Here is a 19,566-nt window from a genome sequence, read left to right on the forward strand (position 1 = left end):
TATCTCGCTATTTGCTGACTGCCCGATTGATGAGAGCTGACAACCAATTTTGGGTGCTCCCACTTTATTTGAAAATTAACAAAACTAAAGTATTCTAATCCTATTAAATTCTGTACAATATAAATATCTATTACATACGAGGTGAAAAAAATGAGAGCACATGAAATCGAGTATAAATTATACGGCGATGATATGCAGTTTGTTGAAATTGAGTTAGACCCAGAAGAAAGCGTTATTGCAGAAGCTGGCGCAATGATGATGATGGAAGATTACATCGAAATGGAAACAATCTTCGGTGATGGTTCTGGACCATCTGGAGGTTTATTCGGAAAGTTAATGGGCGCTGGTAAGCGTCTCGTTACAGGGGAAAGCATGTTTATGACTGTATTTACAAATACAGGTCACGGCAAGCGTCACGTATCCTTTGCTGCTCCTTATCCGGGTAAAATTATTCCTGTAGATTTAACAGAATATCAAGGGAAAGTAGTTTGTCAAAAAGATGCGTTTCTTTGTGCCGCAAAAGGCGTTTCTATCGGCATTGAGTTTACGAAAAAAATAGGAACTGGTTTCTTCGGTGGTGAAGGTTTCATCATGCAAAAACTTGAAGGTGATGGACTTGCTTTCATGCATGCAGGCGGAACTGTATACAAACGTGAATTAAAGCCTGGCGAAAAACTTCGCATTGATACAGGTTGTCTCGTTGCCATGACAAAAGACGTTAATTACGATGTCGAGTTCGTTGGAAAAGTAAAAACAGCTCTATTTGGCGGCGAAGGTTTATTCTTCGCAACGTTAGAAGGCCCTGGAACAGTTTGGATCCAGTCCTTAACACTTAGCCGCTTAGCAGCACGTCTGACAAGCCCAGCAGCGCAAAGCACTGGTGAAGGTAGCGTTTTAGGTGGACTTGGTCGTTTATTAGATGGAAAAGAGTAAATAGGGCCCTTATAGGGCTCTTTTTATTTAGGTGGACTATACAAACCACTTCGAATCATATAATACTCCATCACTTCGTTAAGCCACGCCTCTTCTCCTTGAAAACTCACCAATTGAATAGCCTTCTCTTTTGCTTATCTTACACTCCTCCTAACAGTATGTTTACAAAAATCATACTCCCTCACGTAACTGTAGTTTCAAGGTTTTTTTCTAAAAGAATGAATCAAGTCCCTCACTGCATATATTGAACTATACCTTTTCTTAAGGAGGCTCCCTTAATGCGTACTCCTTTATCCTTCGATAAAGATACTGCCATACTGTTAGCTTCTTGTTGTGAGTTAACGTATGAACAATATAAACAAAATGGGATTTTTGAAATACCAGATGGTTTTCAATATGTACAAGGCTTTCAAGGAAAAACCATTCAAACGACAGAATGGTTCGGATTCATACTAGAATCTGAGGATACCGTTATTGTAGCTTTTCGCGGAACACAAACAGATACAGATTGGATTATCGATTCACTCGTTAACCAAAAACCATACCCATATGCTTTAAATAGCGGAAATGTCCATAACGGCTTTCTTTCCATTTATGAGTCTTGCCGGGATTCTATTATGGATATGCTTGTATCACTACCAGCCCATAAAAAACTTCTTGCAACAGGTCATAGTTTAGGCGGCGCGCTTGCCACACTACATATACTCGATGCGCGTATAAACACTGCCTTCGCACAGTACGGTCTGTATACATTTGCCTCCCCAAAAGTGGGGGATATCGCCTTTCGGAATTATTATAAACTGCAAGTAGCTAGTAGCTTTCGTTTCGTCAATTTATTTGATGTCGTTCCACTTCTTCCTCCTCGAAACATAAATTTTAATGACCAAGACTGGGAATATGCACACGTTCATCACAACATGACTTTTACAAAAAACACAAAATCTATTACAAATAATCATGCCATGACAACATACAAAACATGTCTGACTTCTCATTTTTAACCAGTAAACAATTGGAAATTAAATATCCTTATACTATAATAATATATGAAGTTACTTTTGGATGAGGGGACCTTACATGCTAAAATTTATCTTTGCACTTTTTCTCATTGTAATTTTTTCGTTTACGGGTTTCTTTACATTTTCATACTTTGCGACAGGAGAATATGATGGAACAGGTATCATATATACTGCGATCCCATTTCTTTCTTAAGCAAAAAAGAAAACCGAGCTTAATGAGATTAAGCTCGGTTTATTTATTAGTGTCAATTTTTTTGGCAAATCGATGTATATATATAAATTTCATATAGTCTTTCCCGACCTAGCAATCTCTTTAAATTTGCGTAACTGTATTACCAATACCCCAAATCTCATTACTATACTGTAAAATCGTTCGATCGCTCGCAAAATGACCAGATTGTGCAATATTTAAAATCGACATTTCGAGCCACTTCGTTCGGTTCTCATAAGCTCTACCAACAGCTTCTTGCTTTTCCGCATATGGGCCAAAATCTCGTAGAACGAAATATTCATCATTTTGAATAACAAGAGAATCGTAAATTGCTTCAAATTCAGCTCCCGACTGTGCAAAGAAACCATTCGTTAGCTGATCTACTACCTTCTTAATGTGCCCATTGTGGTGATAATAATCACTTGCACGATATCCACCATTTTGATTGTAATGAAGAACTTCTTCGGCCGTTAAGCCGAAAATGAAACAGTTATCATCACCGACTCTATCTTTTATTTCAATATTCGCTCCGTCTAACGTGCCGAGCGTAATCGCACCATTCATCATAAATTTCATATTGCCTGTTCCGGATGCTTCTTTACTCGCTGTTGAAATTTGTTCACTTACATCGGCCGCTGGGAATATATCTTCCGCTACAGACACTCGATAGTTTTCTAGAAAGATAACTTTCATATATTGGCTTACGTACGGATCGTTATTTACTTTCCTTGCAAGTTCGTTTATTAATTTAATAATTTTTTTCGCATAGTAATAGCCAGGTGATGCTTTCGCTCCAAAAATAAAAGTACGCGGATAAAATGTAAAACTAGCATCCTCTTTCAAACGGTTATACAAATATAAAATATGAAGAACATTTAATAATTGTCGCTTGTAAGCATGTAGCCTTTTTACTTGCACATCAAAAATAGAATTAGGATCAATTGTAATCCCCATTGTATGATGAATGCGCGCTGCTAAAATCTCTTTGCGCTCTTGTTTTACCTCTGCAAATTTCTCTTGGAAACTCGCATCGTATTGAACTAATTGTAGCTCTTGAAGCTTAATCGGTTCTTTCTTCCACTCTGTTCCAATCGCCTCTGAAATAAGGTTTGTCAGCTGTGGATTCGCCTTCATTAACCAGCGTCTATGAGCGATTCCATTCGTTTTATTATTAAACTTATCTGGATAAAACTCATAAAACAATCGCATTTCACGTTGTTTTAAAATCTCCGTATGAATTTTTGCTACACCGTTTACGCTATGGCTACCGACAATTGCTAAATGAGCCATTTTCACAAGATCATGCGCAATAATTGCCATCTCTTCAATACGATGCCATTCATACGGATAACGTTCCCAAAGTTCATGACAGAAACGTTCATTAATCTCTTCAATAATCATATAAATTCTCGGTAATAACGGTTTAAAAATGTGAATTGGCCACTTTTCAAGAGCTTCTGATAACGTCGTATGATTCGTATAAGAAATCGTTTGCGTTGTTATGTGCCAAGCTTCTTCCCATGCTAATTTCTCTTCATCTAATAAAATACGCATCAGTTCTGGAATCGCCAAAACTGGATGGGTATCATTAATATGAATCGCAATTTTCTCATGTAATTGACGAAGGTCACCATATCTTTCTCTATGCATACGAACAATATTTTGCAAGCTTGCTGATACGAGGAAATACTGTTGTTTCAAACGAAGTATTTTCCCCTCATCATGCGTATCATCTGGATATAAAAACTCCGATACCGCCTCTGTTTCACGCTTATATTTCAAAATATCTTTGCAATTTTGTGGGAAAGGAACTGGTTCCGCATTCCAAAGTCTAAGTGTATTTACAGTACTCGTCTCATAACCTACTACTGGAACGTCATATGGTACGGCCATAATTACTTCTGCATTTGTATGCCTGAATTCTAAACGCCCATCAATGTAGAGCGGTTCAACATTGCCGAAATAACTTACTTCTACAGCTTGATCATGCCTTCTTACTTCCCATACATTTTCATGAAGAAGCCACTGTTCTGGAAATTCAACTTGATAACCATCAACAATTTTTTGATCAAATAAGCCGTGTTTGTAACGAATTCCGCGCCCATGACCTGGTAAGTTTAAAGATGCAAGTGAATCAAGGAAACAGGCTGCTAACCGTCCAAGTCCACCATTTCCAAGACCTGCATCTGCTTCCACCTCTTCTAATTGTTGCAACGAAATTCCAAGCTCAGAAAGCCCTTGCTCACATACATCCTTGATGCCTAAATTTAATATGTTACTTCCAAGCAAACGCCCAAGTAAAAACTCAATGGATAAGTAATACATTTGCTTTCGCTCTCCAGACCGATAACTTTCATTCGTTGCAATCCATTGACTATTCATATACTCACGTACCATGTACCCAAGCGTATTGTATTGATCACGAGTTGTAGATTCTTTGAAACTTTTACCATACATCGTCTCTAACTTTTCTAGAAAAGCTGATTTGAAACTTTCAACATGAGTAAACATCTCTTCACCACCTACATGTTATTCCATGAGACTTTTATACAATTTTTTATAAGCAAGGGCTGATTTTTCCCAGCTATAATCTTCAGTCATTGCTTGTTTTACAAGCTGCTCCCATACCGGTTTATCATGATAAAATTCAATTGCACGACGAACAGTGTGTAACATGTCATGTGCATTAAAGTTCGTGAAACTGAAACCATTTCCTTCTCCAGTTTCTTCGTCATAAGATTGTACCGTATCATTTAATCCGCCTGTCTCTCTTACAATTGGAATCGTACCGTACGCTAATGCGATAAGTTGTCCAAGTCCACACGGTTCAAACAATGATGGCATTAGGAATAAATCACTTCCCGCATATACTTGGTGAGCTAATTCTTCATTAAAACCGATGTACACTTTTACCTTCTCAGGATACTCATATGCCATCCACTCGAAGAATTGTTCATATTCCGAATCACCTGATCCTAAAATAATACATTGTACATCTTCTTCCATTATTTCACGGAATACAGTACGTACTAAATCAAGACCTTTTTGCTTCGTTAATCTCGTTACCATTGAAATAATCGGCGTATCTTCTTTTTCCGGCAAACCAAAATAACGCTGCAACGCGCGTTTATTTTTACTCTTTTCATATAATGAATCTGCATCGTACTGAGCAGTAATATACGAATCCGTTTCTGGATTGTACACGCTCGTATCAATTCCATTTACAATGCCGCTAAGCTTATCATTATATTTTCGCAACAATCCATCTAACTTCTCACCGAAAAATTCATATTGAATTTCTTCTTTATATGTCGGGCTAACCGCTGTAATTTGATCAGAAGCGATAATACCGCCCTTCATAAAGTTCACATTTCCATAAAACTCTAACTGCTCACTATGAAAATATTCATCACCAAGTTCTAGCAAGTCGTACATCACTTCAGGAGGAAATACACCTTGGAACTGCAAGTTATGAATCGTATATACTGTTTTAATATGCTCATATAATGGATTATCTTGATACTTTTCACGTAGTAAGAAATTGACCATAGCTGTATGCCAATCATGGCTATGAAGAACATCCACTTCAAAATCAAGATGCGGGATACACTCTAAAACTGCTTTCGAGAAATAAGAAAAACGCTCTCCGTCATCATAATGACCATACAGAGAATCCCTCTTAAAATAATATTCATTATCTATTAAGTAATACGTAATCCCGTCTTGCTCACCTTTTAAAATTCCGCAATATTGATTTCTCCAGCCAAGCGGGACGTTAATTACTTTATGTAACGTACATCCATCCCTTAATTTTTGCGGAATAAGACTATAATTCGGGAGTATAATGCGAACTTCTACACCTAATTTTTTTAGCTCTTTTGGGAGCGCACCTGCTACATCAGCTAATCCTCCCGATTTAACAAATGGTACACATTCTGATACTGCAAATAAAATATTCACTTGTTGTCCCACTGCACGAAAAGCTTATACTACTTCCCTTGCAGCTTCCTCCCTTCGAGTTTTCATTTAAATTAAAACTTGAATCAGTGGAGGAAAAACCCCCACTGATTTCTTAAGAATAACTATTAATCGTACTGTTTTGAACGCTTCCTTTTTCTACAACGTATGGCTCATCGGCGATTCCTTTTAAAACAACACCGTCACCAATTTTCACATCTTTATCAATAATAACACCGTCTATTATACAATTATCTCCAATTTGGCTCTTTTGCATAATAATGCTATTACGAACAATTGAACCTTTTCCAATTTTAACAGAACGGGAGACAACGCTATTTTCTACTTCACCTTCAATAATACTGCCGTTTGCAATCATTGTGTTTTTCACAGCTGCACCTTTTACATAACGAGTTGGTGGTTCATCTTTTACTTTCGTAAAGATCGGTGCTTCTTTCTTAAATAGTTGCTTCCAAATAGCAGGTTGCAAAATTTCTAAGCTATGTTTATAGTAACTTTCAATCGAATCAATAATAGCTACATATCCTGTATGCTCATACGTAGCAATATGCAGTGATTTCCCGCGCTTTTCTCTCACTACATCGAATAAGCTATATTGCTCCACATCTTTATATGCCTCAAATAAGTCTAACAATAATTGTTTCTTTAACACGTATGTTTGAAGCGAAACCCCTTCATGGCAAACTTCCGTAATATCAGCTGCCGTATGTATATGTCGCTCTAACACTGCTTGAAAATGTAATGCTGTTACGAGATGGCTATTCGTAATCACGACGTACTCTTCTCTGCTTCTTAGAAAATAATCAATATGTCTTCTAAAATGTGCAAAAGATCCAAATTCATCTTGATCACATTGGCAATTTGGCGGGAATAAAAACAGTCCGTCTCGTTTTCTATCTAAATCCCACTGTTTGCCTGAACCAACGTGATCCATTAGTGAACGGTTTTTATGGCTTGTAAAAACTGCCACACTATGAATATTAGAATTCACCATATTTGAAAGCATGAAATCAATGAGTCGATAACGGCCCCCAAACGGTAACGCCGCTAGTGAACGATGCCCTGTTACTTTCTTTAAGGAAGGAAAACTTCCCGTTGCATTAATAATTCCTAACATTTTTTCTCCCATTCATTTCATCCCCCTTTTCTATTTCCCTTCAGCAATAAGTACTACATCGTCAACATTTTTTTCCGGACGAATAATTGTTCCATCTTCAATAACCATTTCCGATCCAACAATTGCCCTTTCAATCACAACATTTTTGCCAATCTTCGCTCCTGGCATAACGACAGAATCAATAACCATACTACCTTCTTCCACCGTCACCCCTTGGAATAATACAGAATGCTTCACGTCCCCTTCGATGACGCATCCTTCGTTAATAAGTGATTCTTCTACTCTTGCCTTTTCAGCAATATATTGAGGCGGTTCGTTTGGATTAACAGAATAAATACGCCAGTCACGGTCGTTTAAATTCAGTGATGTTTCATCGCGCAGTAAATCCATATTCGCTTCCCATAAGCTCTTCACTGTACCAACATCTTTCCAATATCCTTCAAACGGATATGCCATTAGCTTCTTCCCTTCATCTAATAAAAGCGGAAGCACATCTTTTCCGAAATCATTACTAGATTCAGGGTTTCTTGCATCCATTTCTAAATACTCTTTCAAAATCGCCCAGTTAAAAATATAAATTCCCATTGATGCAAGATTACTTCTTGGAAATTGCGGTTTCTCCTCAAATTCAACAATCTCCATCTCTTCGTTCGTATTCATAATGCCAAAGCGACTCGCCTCATCCCATGGCACTTCAATAACAGAAATGGAAACGTCCGCTTCTTTCTCAATATGGTAATCTAACATTTTACTGTAATCCATTTTATAAATATGGTCACCTGATAAAATGAGAACATACTCTGGTTCATATTGACTTAAATAGTTTAAGTTTTGATAAATGGCACTTGCCGTACCTGTGTACCACTTCACACCCGAAGACTCCGCATAAGGAGGTAATACTGTGACTCCACCGCTTACTCGATCTAAATCCCACGCATTGCCGATTCCGATATAATTATGAAGTTCTAGCGGTTGATATTGTGTTAAAATCCCAACCGTTTCAATACCAGAATTCGCGCAGTTACTTAGCGTAAAATCAATAATGCGATATTTACCACCAAATGGAACAGCTGGCTTGGCTAAATTTTTTGTTAATGCACTTAATCGACTACCTTTTCCCCCTGCTAGTAACATTGCTACGCACTTTTGTTTTTGAGCCATCTTGTTTTTTGCTCCCCTTTCTCGTCTTCACTGGTCGTAATATGGATACGCCAAATGGTGGAATTGTAATTTCTACATGTGCTGCTTGATTATGAAACGGTTCTTGAATCGCCTTCAGACGTTTCTTATTTACTTGCCCTGATCCGCCATATTGCTCAGCATCACTGTTTAAAATCTCGTTATAATACTCAAAATCTGGTACACCTACTTTATAGTTTTCATATGTAGCTTTCGTAAAATTACATACGACAACTAACGCATCTTCTTGTTTATCCCCTTGGCGGATAAAAGAGAAAATACTTTGCTCATTATTATTAGCATCAATCCACTGAAAACCTTCAGGCGAATGATCAAGCTGCCAAAGTGGTTTGGAGCGCTTATACAATGCTATGAGCTCTTTAAAGTAATCATGCATATAACGATGCATTTCAAAATCATGTAAATTCCAATCTAAATCTTCAAGGTCTTTCCACTCATCAAACTGCCCGAATTCTCCTCCCATGAAAAGTAATTTCTTTCCTGGGTGAGTAAAGAAATATCCATATAATAAACGAAGTTGAGCAAACTTATCCCAGTAGTCTCCTGGCATTTTATTTAATAACGACTTTTTCCCATGAACGACTTCATCATGAGAAAGCGGTAATATGAAATTTTCAGAGTAAGCATATAGTAAAGAGAACGTCATTTTATCATGAATATATTTTCTGTACTCTGGCGCACATTCCATATATTTCAGCACGTCATTCATCCAGCCCATATTCCATTTGTAATTGAATCCAAGCCCACCTTCATAGGTTGGAGCTGTTACAAGCGGCCAAGCTGTTGAATCCTCTGCTGTCATAAGAAAATCTTCATCCTCTGCAAACACAGCTTCATTTAACTCTCGTAAAAATGAAACAGCGTGCTCATTACTTTGCTCTTGTCCTTCTTTATTCCAATACAGCATGTTCGCAACTGCATCTACCCTGAAACCATCAATGTGGAAATATCTCATCCAAAATAACGCATTTGAAATTAAGAAATTACGTACTTCCCTCTTTCCTAAATCAAAATTAACAGTTCCCCATACTGGATTTTCTTGCACATCTTTATCTTTATATTCATAAGTCGGTGTCCCGTCAAACAAATATAAACCGTGAGCATCTTTACAAAAATGCCCCGGCACCCAATCTAAAATGACACCGATTCCATATTTATGACATTCATCGACAAAATGCATCAAATCATGTGGTGTGCCGAATCTACTCGTTGCTGCATAATATCCCGTTCCTTGATATCCCCAAGAACGATCATATGGATGCTCAACAAGCGGCATAATTTCAATATGTGTAAATTGATGTTCCACCACATAAGGAATGAGTTCTTCTGCCATTTCCCTGTAAGAGTACAGTGTTCCATCTTCTTTCTTTTTCCAAGAACCGAAATGTAATTCATAAACTGTCATCGCTTCTTTATAAACCGATTTTTTCTTTTTCTTACGACTCCAGTTTTTATCATTCCATTCGTATCCCTTTATATCAAAAACTACAGATGCCGTATTCGGTCTTACTTCTGCATACACAGCATACGGATCTGCCTTGAGAATGACATCACCAGCCATCGTTTCAATCGCATATTTATATATTTCTCTTTCTTCTATATGCGGTATAAATAGGGACCAGATTCCCTCTTCTGTCACTTGCAGCATCTTATGTTGCTCATAATCCCATTCATTAAAATCTCCAACAACACTCATTGCTTTCGCATGAGGAGCCCATACTGTAAATCGTACACCTCGCATCTCATCTTCCGTCACAATATGTGCGCCAAAGATGTTATAACTGTCATAGTACTTTTCTGTATGAAACTCATCTCGTTTCACTTCTTCACAATTTATTACACTCAATATGCTCACCTCACTAAGATGACAGAATTTTTTATACTTTAACAATTCTGCGAAAAACTGAAATATCCTTGTTAATTTATAAAAAATATACGTTTTTTTCTTAAAAATGTTGAATTTTTTTCACATTTCTATATAAAATATCGAATTTTGACGAATATTCATTGAAAACGCTTCATTTTTCACTAGTCTTTCATCTTACTATTTATTTCTCAACCTCTATTTTATTAGCTTCACCCTCTTTTTCATCCTATTTTCCACTTAAAATCGCAACAAAATAATCTGTCATAAAAAAATGTTTCTCAACATTTTTCGTCACAATTGTATTGAAATGGAAAATTGATAAGCATATACTTGTTCTCAATAAAGAACATCGACTTTTCGTAACTACAATTCATAGCGGACTACTATGTTTACTTATTTATCCTTGTTACGAACAGTCGCTATAAAAATTTAATTAGGGGGCTTTCTTATGTCATTAAAACAAAAGGTTGGAATGGGAGTTGTCACAGCAACGCTTGGCTTATCCCTTACATTCGGCGGTGTATTCGCCTACTTCAGTGATTCAGAAACATCTAGTAACTCATTTCAAGCTGGAACACTAGACCTTTCTATTAATCCAAGTGTAATTGTTAATGTGAAAGATTTAAAACCAGGTGACTTTATTGAAAAAAATTTCACACTTGAAAATAAAGGATCATTGGATATTGCAAAAGTAGCACTTGAAACATCCTATGAAGTTACAGATGCAAAGAAAAATAATGATGGTGAAGATTTAGGCGATCACATCATCGTTAAATTTTTAGTGAATGATGGAAAGCCATCTAATCCAAACGATGATCATGAAATTTTGTGGGAAACAAAACTATCAGAATTAAAAACTATGAAACCTGAAGATGTGGCTACTTCTCTAGAACGTCATAACTTAATAGACGGTATTAAATCTGGTGAAACAGATTATTTACACGTGCTCTTCTCCTTTGAAGACAACGAACAAGATCAAAATAAATTCCAGGGTGATTCCTTACAGCTAAACTGGACATTCCATGCAGAGCAAACACCAGGCACGGAGAAATAAATTTTAAAATATAAATTATCGGAGGCTTATACATGAAAAAGAAAAATCGTTTTGTTACCGGAATTGTAACGGCTGGTGTTCTGCTTTCAACTGCCCTTCCGTTCAATGTACTTGCTGAAAATCCTATTAACCAAATTGACTCTTCAAACGCCCAGTCTTTACTATCAAAACTTTCTAAAGAACAGCGCCAGGCATTACAAACGTTAGATGCCAACCCTGGTTTTACTATCTCGCCAGATATTAATACAAGTAGTTCGGAACCAGTAAATATCATTGTAGAATTTCAAACAGCTCCAGTAAAGATTAATGAATTAAAACAAAAAGAAAAAGGATTACAAGCTGCTCCTGAAAATATAAAAGCGCGTATTGATCAAGAGCATGAGGAATTTCAAAAAGGACTAAAACGCCTTTATCAATTTAGCCCATCAGTAAAGTCAGGGAATTTCCAGTCTGTACAAATTAAACGTTCTTATAAACATGCGATAAATGGGGTTGCGCTGACGTTACCTGCAAATACAGTAGAAGAATTGTTACGAATTGGCGTTGTAAAGCGTATTTGGAAAGATTATGAAGTGAAACTAAATTTACCAAAACAAGCAGAGCAGAAAGCACCTCAAAAACTAACAGATAGTATTCCGCAAATTGGGGTCGATAAGTTACATAGCGAAGGCATTACCGGAAAAGGAATTAAAGTTGGTGTATTAGATACAGGTATTGATTACAATCATCCTGACCTAAAAGACGTGTATAAGGGCTATCGCGCAAAACCTGGCGAAGACTCTAGCAAGGTAGATCCAAACTCAGTAAAAGGTTGGGACTTTATTAATAACGATGCAGATCCGATGGAAACAACTTATACAGAGTGGCAACAATCTGGCGCTCCTGAATTTGATGATCGTGGCTCTTCCTTCTACACAGCCCACGGTACTCACGTAGCAGGTATCGTTTCTGCGCAAAAGAAAAACAAATCAGATTCCGCAGTAAAAGGTGTTGCACCTGACATTGAACTGTATAACTATCGTGTACTCGGTCCATACGGAAGTGGAGCTAGTTCAGGTATTATTGCTGCAATCGATAAATCTATTTCTGACGGTATGAACGTCATTAACTTATCGTTAGGTGATGAGAGCAACAATCCGCTTGATCCAACGTCTATCGCTGTTAACAACGCAATGCTTTCTGGTGTCGTTACAGTCGTTGCCGCTGGTAATTCTGGACCAAATCCAGCGACACTCGGATCACCAGGTGCTTCTCCCTTTGCGATTACGGTCGGAGCTAGTGATAGCTCTATTTCCTTACCGAAACTATCAAGTCATGCTGGACAAGTACAATTCCCTAACTTGATTTTATTTGGCAAAAACTTCACTGATAAAATAGAAGATTTCAAGGGACAAACGTTATCTATCGAATCGGTAGGAATCGGTACACCTGATGAATTTAGTAAAAAAGATGTAAAAGGAAAAATCGCTCTCGTTGCACGCGGTACACTGTCATTTGATGAAAAAATTGCGAATGCAAAACAAGCTGGTGCAAAAGCCGTTATTATTTATAACAATGTGGACGGAGAAATTCCTTTCTATGTTGGTGAAAGTACAAAATACATTCCCGCATTCCGCCTAACGAAAGAAGACGGTGAAAAACTAAAAGCTCAAATCGAACAAGGTAATACATCCTTTACTTTTGACGAACTTAGTTATATTCAAACAGAAGGCGATCATCTTGCAGACTTTAGCTCACGCGGCCCTGTTACATCAAATGATGATATTAAACCAGATATTACAGCGCCTGGTGTTGCTGTACTTTCAACAGTACCTGAATATATTAACGACCCACAAGAGGGCGAAAACTATGACGTTTCCTATGAGCGTATGCAAGGAACATCTATGGCTTCTCCTCATATCGCGGGCGTTGCTGCTCTTATTTTACAAGAACACCCAGAATACTCTCCATTCGATGTAAAGGCGTCTCTTATGAACACAGCTGATGATTTAAAAGAAAAGTATTCCGTATATGAAGTTGGAGCTGGACGAGTAGATGCGTACAACGCCGTTCATACGGAAACTAGTTTTAAAGTGCTAGATACAACAAAAACAGTTGTAAATGATGAAGTAATTGAAGTCCCTGAAGAAACTGGATCCATTGCATTCGGGAAGTTCTATCAAAAAGACGGTGAAGCTCTTGAACAAAAACGAAATATAAAAGTGGAAAACCATAATAAACAAGAGAAAAAAGAATTTAAAACAGAAATTTCTTATACACCAGCATCTTCTTCTATTAACGATGCTACCGCAAACGGTGTAAAAGTTTCTGTTCCAGAAACAATTACACTTGATGCTGGGAAAGCAGATGAAATTGAAGCAAAAATTAATGTTCCAGCCGGTGTAAAACAAGGCCGATATGAAGGATATATTCATATTACAAATACGAAAAATAAAGAAGAAACGTACCAAATTCCGTTCTCTATTCGTGTATCAGAACCTGGTATTGAAAATGCAATATTATCAAGAAAAGCAATTTCAACTGATACATCAAAGTTTAATCCATATGGTGAATCATATGTTCACGGGGCATTCCAATTAAATAGCGAACTTGAAACGTTAGACCTTATCGTGAAAGATTCCAAAACAAATAAAGCACTCGGCTTCATCGGAACATTAAACACGACTGGACTAAAAACGGATGTGTATTACTACTTAGATTCATTCTTTAACGGAAAAGTGTATCCTTTTACAAATGATCCTGCAAAACCAATTGGTGATGAGAAAATCAACTTACCAGAAGGAGACTACACAATTGAGTTTGTTGGCTATGATAAAGCTGGGAAAGCACGTGTGAAAGATGATTATGTCGTAATTGATAATACACCGCCAGAAGTAAAATTAACTGGATTAAAACCTGGTATTTATGAATTAAATGAAGAAAATTATACAGTAGAAGATGGTAAAAAAGCGTTATGGATTAAAGGAAATGTGTATGATTCGAACGTTGACTACTTAAAAGGAAAAGGGCTAAATATTACGCAAGAAGCGAATGGCGTTATGTATTATGACTATTCTCCGTACTTGCATAAGTTTTTACCTATTGATGCAAATGGTGACTTTAAAGTTGGTATTACACCTGATTCCTTTAAAACTGAAGGTCCAATGAACACAGGCGTATATATTTTCGATTATGCAACTGCAGGACCTGACTATCCGAGCGGTGTAAATAACTATTGGTTTATCCCGCAAGGAGCTCAATATGCGAAAACTAGTTATGATAAAAAAGAAGTATATAAAGGTGATGAATTCACTGTGACGCTAAACGCCAAACATGTGAAACAATTTGTTGCTGGGGAATTTAACGTAAAATTCCTAGAAAAGAACTTCAAATTTGCAAATGCGAAATTGAATCCTGCTTTTGAAAAGTTACTTTCAGAAAAAGGGGTAACCGCAAAAGTAAATGAACCGAAACTAGAAGAAGGTTCTGTTACAGTAGGCGGTGCTATCGATGACAAAAACTTCGCTGGATTAGATGGTGATTTCCCGTTCATTGATATAACTTTTAAGGTAGAAAATGATGAATTTTATGAAGCAAATGCTCAATTAGATTTATCAGTGTTCGCTTACTGGAAACAAGGTGAATCAGAGCCAAATAGAATGCGTGTCCTTCAAGATCAAACATTCTCAGTTATGTCTTTAAACTCACTAGTAGAAGGAAATATTAAACCTGGTGCATTCTTAAATGAACGTGGCTATTTAGATGAGAAATTCGATTATACAAAGCTTGGCGTAAAAGTATATGCAACAGATTCTTACCGTCATAAGTTTGAAGGCTCACTAGATAAATACGGATACTTCAAACTAAATGGACTTCCTGTTAATAAACGCGACTATAACTTATATGTAGAAGTACCAGGGCATTTAACAAGCCGACTAACAACGAAACTTGGTACTGAAAAAGACGGTAAGCTAATTGGCCAATATTATTATGCACGCCTTGATGAAAACCTTGCAGGTGATGTAAATGGCGATAAAGTAATTGATATAAAAGATGCTGAAATTATCGCTAGCAACTATGGTAAAAAAGGAGTATCTGTGAAAGACGGTGACCTTAATAAAGATGGTATTGTTGACGAAAAAGATATTCGCTTCGTTGAAAAGAACTTCTTGAAAAAAGGTCCCGATGCATCTAAATCACAAACACCTGTTGAAAAATCAAAAAGCGGTACACTGGCAGATATTTTAAAGAAATTAGGATTAACGCCTAAAAAATGATAATAATAAAGAGCACTCTACGCAAAGTAGAGTGCTCTTTTCTATAAACGACCCTGATCCAGCAAAAGGGGTATATTGGGGATATACAAGGGAAACCGGAAAAGGAATTTATATTAAATTATATATAAATCCAGAAGTAAGAAGTAGTTCCCCACTTCTGGATTATTTAGCAATTATTATTATAGTACTGGTGCCATTGTTTCTTTTAATACTTTTACAGAATGAGCGAATTTCGCTTTTTCATCTTCATTTAGCTCAAGTTCTACGATTTCACGTACACCCTCTCGGTTAATAACAGCTGGAACACCTACGTAAGCATCTTTCTCACCGTATTGACCTTCAAGGTATGCAGATACAGTTAATACGCTGTTCTCGTTGTTTAAGATTGCTTTAGTTACACGAAGTAGTGACATACCGATTCCGTAATAAGTTGCACCTTTACGCTCGATGATATGGTAAGCTGCATCACGTACGTTTTCGAAGATTTTGTCTAAGTCTTCTTGTTTATACTGTTCGTTGTTAGCTAAGATTGTTTCTAGTTTTTGTACACCGATAGTAGCGTGACTCCATACTGGAAGTTCAGTGTCACCGTGTTCACCAACGATGTAAGCATGAACGTTACGTGGATCTACATCTAAATAGTCACCTAACATGTAACGGAAACGAGCAGAGTCTAAAGTAGTACCAGAACCAATTACACGCTCTTTTGGTAGACCAGATTCTTTCCAAGTTACGTAAGTTAAAATATCAACTGGGTTAGTTGCGATTAAGAAGATTCCATCGAATCCGCTATCCATAATACCGCGAACGATTTGTTTAAAGATCTTTGTATTTTTCTCAACTAAGTCTAAACGAGTTTCACCTGGCTTTTGTGGTAATCCAGCAGTGATGACTACTAAATCTGCATCTTTACAATCTGCATAGCTACCGCTCCAAACTTTTGTTGGTGATGGAGAGAATGGTACCGCATGGCTTAAGTCCATTGCTTCCCCTTCTGCTTTTGCTTCATTAACATCTACTAATACGAATTCTTCAGCTACACCTTGGTTGATCATTGAGTAAGCGTAACTACAACCTACAGCTCCTGTTCCTACTAATACTACACGATTGATACCTTTTTTCATGGTAATTTCCCCTCTCTATTGTTCACATATATTTTTTATGATTGTTTAAGTAATTAATTAAAATACTAATTTAATGTTGTTTAACTTCTTTACACTCATATTGTAGCACGTATTATTGTGAATTACTTCACAAATTATGACCTATTTGTGAACTTTTTCACATAGAGTGTAAAGTTATTGGAATAGGTGTGGAATCCATTTCAATGGAGGCGTTTTCTTTAGATTGTGAAAGGGATTTTCTTATGTTTTTGTCGGTAAGTGAAATTATATCGGCGATTTTTAGAATATATCGACTGTAACTCCAAATATATCAGCGATTATTGAAATTTATCGACCGTAACTCAAATTATATCGGCGATTTTTGCAATATATCGACTTACCGACAAAACTCGACAACGTTAGCATCATAAAAAAGCTGTCTCCAGTAGATCACCTATTGAAAGACAGCTTCTTCTATTTATACTATTTGTTTTCCGTGGTAGCGCCTAATACAGAAATTTCAATATTAAAAAGCTCAATTAAAGTATCCTTTAGTTGAGCGACCCATATTTCAATTTTTATTATTCAACTGTATCTAATAACTCTACAACTAATTCCTTAGGATCTTTCCAGCTATGATATATTTCTAAGTGCCATTTCGTTAATGACCTTGAGTATCCCTTTTTTTCTATCCAAAGTCCACTTTTACACAACAAAAAAGAGATAGCAGATTATGCTATCTCTTTTAATATGACCCGTACGGGATTCGAACCCGTGTTACCGCCGTGAAAGGGCGGTGTCTTAACCACTTGACCAACGGGCCAGTTCTGGCAGAGAAGAAGGGATTCGAACCCTCGCACCGCGTTCGCGATCTACTCCCTTAGCAGGGGAGCCCCTTGAGCCACTTGGGTACTTCTCTATAAATATGGCTCCGCAGGTAGGACTCGAACCTACGACCGATCGGTTAACAGCCGATAGCTCTACCACTGAGCTACTGCGGAACAATTATGGTGGGCCTAAATGGACTCGAACCATCGACCTCACGCTTATCAGGCGTGCGCTCTAACCAGCTGAGCTATAGGCCCATAATTGAAAGCGGGTGAAGAGAATCGAACTCTCGACCAGAGCTTGGAAGGCTCTTGTTTTACCACTAAACTACACCCGCATTAAATTGTAAATGGTGAGCCATGAAGGACTCGAACCTTCGACCCTCTGATTAAAAGTCAGATGCTCTACCAACTGAGCTAATGGCTCATTTTGAAAGTGGTGCCGACTAGAGGACTTGAACCCCCAACCTACTGATTACAAGTCAGTTGCTCTACCAATTGAGCTAAGTCGGCATGCGATTTCAAAATGGTGGCTCGGGACGGAATCGAACCGCCGACACGAGGATTTTCAGTCCTCTGCTCTACCGACTGAGCTACCGAGCCTTTATGTAAAAATGGCGGTCCCGACCGGGGTCGAACCGGCGATCTCCTGCGTGACAGGCAGGCATGTTAACCACTACACCACGGGACCATTTGGTTGCGGGGACAGGATTTGAACCTGCGACCTTCGGGTTATGAGCCCGACGAGCTACCGTGCTGCTCCACCCCGCGATGATAAAATATTTAATTAAGAAAAAATGGAGGAGGTAGAGGGATTCGAACCCCCGCGCGACTCTCGCCGCCTGTCGGTTTTCAAGACCGATCCCTTCAGCCGAACTTGGGTATACCTCCGAGATAGAAACGTCTAATGGTGGACCTTGTAGGACTCGAACCTACGACCGGACGGTTATGAGCCGTCTGCTCTAACCAGCTGAGCTAAAGGTCCTTTATGGTAGCGGCGGAGGGGATCGAACCCCCGACCTCACGGGTATGAACCGTACGCTCTAGCCAGCTGAGCTACACCGCCATAAATGATATTAAAATAAGTGGAGCCTAGCGGGATCGAACCGCTGACCTCCTGCGTGCAAGGCAGGCGCTCTCCCAGCTGAGCTAAGGCCCCATGTTTTTTGGGAATATCGGGAAGACAGGATTTGAACCTGCGACCCCCTGGTCCCAAACCAGGTGCTCTACCAAGCTGAGCCACTTCCCGTTAATAAAAGCGCGCCCGAGAGGAGTCGAACCCCTAACCTCTTGATCCGTAGTCAAACGCTCTATCCAATTGAGCTACGGGCGCATATGGTGCCGAGGGCGGGGGTCGAACCCGCACGGTGGTCACCCACCGCAGGATTTTAAGTCCTGTGCGTCTGCCTGTTCCGCCACCCCGGCATGTCATATTGAAAATTGGAGCGGAAGACGGGATTCGAACCCGCGACCCCAACCTTGGCAAGGTTGTATTCTACCACTGAACTACTTCCGCAAGACATGTATGAGTTATTTAATTAAAAGTGCGGGTGAAGGGAGTCGAACCCCCACGCCAAAGGCGCCAGATCCTAAGTCTGGTGCGTCTGCCAATTCCGCCACACCCGCATATTAATTTATTTAAGAAAAATGGGGCGACTGATGGGAATCGAACCCACGAATGCCGGAGCCACAATCCGGTGCGTTAACCACTTCGCCACAACCGCCATGATTTCTGGTGCCGACTAGAGGACTTGAACCCCCAACCTACTGATTACAAGTCAGTTGCTCTACCAATTGAGCTAAGTCGGCTAAATGGTGGAGGATGACGGGATCGAACCGCCGACCCCCTGCTTGTAAGGCAGGTGCTCTCCCAGCTGAGCTAATCCTCCATTTGCCTGGCAACGTCCTACTCTCACAGGGACAAGGTCCCAACTACCATCGGCGCTAGAGAGCTTAACTTCCGTGTTCGGTATGGGAACGGGTGTGACCTCTCTGCCATCA

The 19,566-nt window shown here is 38.6% G+C and carries 12 protein-coding genes, 22 tRNA genes and 1 rRNA gene; 5 read left to right on the forward strand and 30 right to left on the reverse strand.

Going from position 1 to position 19,566, the window contains the following annotated elements:
• Positions 1–150: 150 nt before the first annotated feature.
• The 3 genes from ACTFNE_RS24780 to ACTFNE_RS24790 all read left to right on the forward strand — a co-directional run bounded on the left by ACTFNE_RS24780 (position 151) and on the right by ACTFNE_RS24790 (position 2,145).
• Complete coding sequence (locus ACTFNE_RS24780) at positions 151–933, forward strand: TIGR00266 family protein (RefSeq protein WP_001201259.1); 783 nt, start codon at positions 151–153, stop codon at positions 931–933.
• A gap of 278 nt (positions 934–1,211) precedes the next feature.
• Positions 1,212–1,934, forward strand: coding sequence for a lipase family protein (locus ACTFNE_RS24785; protein WP_001260123.1), 723 nt, complete (start codon positions 1,212–1,214; stop codon positions 1,932–1,934).
• A 76-nt stretch (positions 1,935–2,010) separates the two neighbouring features.
• A complete protein-coding gene (locus ACTFNE_RS24790; protein ID WP_000911067.1) occupies positions 2,011–2,145 on the forward strand; it encodes a hypothetical protein in 135 nt (44 codons plus the stop codon).
• Between the two features lie 120 nt (positions 2,146–2,265).
• Here the strand turns inward: ACTFNE_RS24790 and glgP are convergent, their stop codons facing one another.
• The 5 genes from glgP to glgB form a co-directional block, all read right to left on the reverse strand.
• Positions 2,266–4,674 carry a glycogen phosphorylase gene (gene glgP / locus ACTFNE_RS24795; protein WP_270705642.1) on the reverse strand — a complete coding sequence of 803 codons (2,409 nt, stop codon included), beginning with the start codon at positions 4,672–4,674 and terminating at the stop codon, positions 2,266–2,268.
• An 18-nt stretch (positions 4,675–4,692) separates the two neighbouring features.
• Entirely contained in the window at positions 4,693–6,123 is a 1,431-nt protein-coding gene (gene glgA / locus ACTFNE_RS24800; RefSeq protein WP_046199491.1) for a glycogen synthase GlgA, read from the reverse strand.
• Positions 6,124–6,235: 112 nt separating this feature from the next.
• Positions 6,236–7,270 (reverse strand): glucose-1-phosphate adenylyltransferase subunit GlgD, encoded by a 1,035-nt coding sequence (gene glgD / locus ACTFNE_RS24805; protein WP_270705640.1) that lies wholly within the window; start codon positions 7,268–7,270, stop codon positions 6,236–6,238.
• 18 nt (positions 7,271–7,288) lie between these two features.
• Positions 7,289–8,419, reverse strand: coding sequence for a glucose-1-phosphate adenylyltransferase (gene glgC, locus ACTFNE_RS24810; protein WP_000057612.1), 1,131 nt, complete (start codon positions 8,417–8,419; stop codon positions 7,289–7,291).
• The gene (glgB, locus tag ACTFNE_RS24815; protein WP_000111372.1) at positions 8,367–10,304 is read right to left on the reverse strand and encodes a 1,4-alpha-glucan branching protein GlgB; all 1,938 of its coding nucleotides are present in this window, start codon (positions 10,302–10,304) and stop codon (positions 8,367–8,369) included. Before glgB ends, glgC begins: the two co-directional genes overlap by 53 nt.
• A 469-nt stretch (positions 10,305–10,773) precedes the next feature.
• Here glgB and ACTFNE_RS24820 point away from each other — a divergent pair, with 469 nt between their 5' ends.
• Together ACTFNE_RS24820 and ACTFNE_RS24825 are read left to right on the forward strand one after the other, a co-directional pair.
• Positions 10,774–11,379 carry a CalY family protein gene (locus ACTFNE_RS24820; protein WP_000053954.1) on the forward strand — a complete coding sequence of 202 codons (606 nt, stop codon included), beginning with the start codon at positions 10,774–10,776 and terminating at the stop codon, positions 11,377–11,379.
• A 32-nt stretch (positions 11,380–11,411) separates the two neighbouring features.
• Positions 11,412–15,635, forward strand: coding sequence for a S8 family serine peptidase (locus tag ACTFNE_RS24825; RefSeq protein ID WP_270705639.1), 4,224 nt, complete (start codon positions 11,412–11,414; stop codon positions 15,633–15,635).
• Positions 15,636–15,814: 179 nt separating this feature from the next.
• On the opposite strand, the gene ACTFNE_RS24830 is transcribed toward ACTFNE_RS24825, so the two are convergent.
• From ACTFNE_RS24830 to rrf, 25 genes are all read right to left on the reverse strand, one after another.
• The gene (locus tag ACTFNE_RS24830; protein WP_000715338.1) at positions 15,815–16,759 is read right to left on the reverse strand and encodes an L-lactate dehydrogenase; all 945 of its coding nucleotides are present in this window, start codon (positions 16,757–16,759) and stop codon (positions 15,815–15,817) included.
• A gap of 560 nt (positions 16,760–17,319) precedes the next feature.
• Positions 17,320–17,454: a regulator gene (locus ACTFNE_RS24835; protein WP_270705638.1), complete on the reverse strand. Its 135-nt coding sequence runs from the start codon at positions 17,452–17,454 to the stop codon at positions 17,320–17,322.
• Positions 17,455–17,489: 35 nt separating this feature from the next.
• Positions 17,490–17,561 (reverse strand) — tRNA-Glu (locus tag ACTFNE_RS24840).
• Between the two features lie 5 nt (positions 17,562–17,566).
• Positions 17,567–17,657, reverse strand: a tRNA-Ser gene (locus tag ACTFNE_RS24845).
• 7 nt (positions 17,658–17,664) lie between these two features.
• Positions 17,665–17,739: transfer RNA gene (locus tag ACTFNE_RS24850), tRNA-Asn, on the reverse strand.
• A gap of 7 nt (positions 17,740–17,746) precedes the next feature.
• A tRNA-Ile gene (locus ACTFNE_RS24855) sits at positions 17,747–17,823 on the reverse strand.
• 9 nt (positions 17,824–17,832) lie between these two features.
• Positions 17,833–17,903, reverse strand: a tRNA-Gly gene (locus ACTFNE_RS24860).
• 13 nt (positions 17,904–17,916) lie between these two features.
• Positions 17,917–17,992, reverse strand: a tRNA-Lys gene (locus ACTFNE_RS24865).
• Positions 17,993–18,002: 10 nt separating this feature from the next.
• Positions 18,003–18,078, reverse strand: a tRNA-Thr gene (locus ACTFNE_RS24870).
• Between the two features lie 14 nt (positions 18,079–18,092).
• Positions 18,093–18,168 (reverse strand) — tRNA-Phe (locus ACTFNE_RS24875).
• A 12-nt stretch (positions 18,169–18,180) separates the two neighbouring features.
• A tRNA-Asp gene (locus ACTFNE_RS24880) sits at positions 18,181–18,256 on the reverse strand.
• Positions 18,257–18,259: 3 nt separating this feature from the next.
• Positions 18,260–18,336 (reverse strand) — tRNA-Met (locus ACTFNE_RS24885).
• Between the two features lie 27 nt (positions 18,337–18,363).
• Positions 18,364–18,456, reverse strand: a tRNA-Ser gene (locus ACTFNE_RS24890).
• 17 nt (positions 18,457–18,473) lie between these two features.
• Positions 18,474–18,550, reverse strand: a tRNA-Ile gene (locus ACTFNE_RS24895).
• Between the two features lie 4 nt (positions 18,551–18,554).
• Positions 18,555–18,631: transfer RNA gene (locus ACTFNE_RS24900), tRNA-Met, on the reverse strand.
• A gap of 20 nt (positions 18,632–18,651) precedes the next feature.
• Positions 18,652–18,724: transfer RNA gene (locus ACTFNE_RS24905), tRNA-Ala, on the reverse strand.
• Between the two features lie 16 nt (positions 18,725–18,740).
• Positions 18,741–18,814: transfer RNA gene (locus tag ACTFNE_RS24910), tRNA-Pro, on the reverse strand.
• 10 nt (positions 18,815–18,824) lie between these two features.
• A tRNA-Arg gene (locus tag ACTFNE_RS24915) sits at positions 18,825–18,898 on the reverse strand.
• Positions 18,899–18,901: 3 nt separating this feature from the next.
• Positions 18,902–18,990 (reverse strand) — tRNA-Leu (locus tag ACTFNE_RS24920).
• 16 nt (positions 18,991–19,006) lie between these two features.
• Positions 19,007–19,081, reverse strand: a tRNA-Gly gene (locus tag ACTFNE_RS24925).
• A 29-nt stretch (positions 19,082–19,110) separates the two neighbouring features.
• A tRNA-Leu gene (locus ACTFNE_RS24930) sits at positions 19,111–19,191 on the reverse strand.
• Positions 19,192–19,213: 22 nt separating this feature from the next.
• Positions 19,214–19,289, reverse strand: a tRNA-His gene (locus ACTFNE_RS24935).
• Between the two features lie 9 nt (positions 19,290–19,298).
• Positions 19,299–19,374, reverse strand: a tRNA-Thr gene (locus tag ACTFNE_RS24940).
• A gap of 4 nt (positions 19,375–19,378) precedes the next feature.
• Positions 19,379–19,454 (reverse strand) — tRNA-Val (locus tag ACTFNE_RS24945).
• Between the two features lie 4 nt (positions 19,455–19,458).
• Positions 19,459–19,566, reverse strand: a 5S ribosomal RNA gene (gene rrf, locus ACTFNE_RS24950); the annotation flags it as partial.

Source organism: Bacillus cereus group sp. MYBKT111-2 (genome assembly GCF_051915205.1).
Classification (GTDB): domain Bacteria; phylum Bacillota; class Bacilli; order Bacillales; family Bacillaceae_G; genus Bacillus_A; species Bacillus_A paranthracis.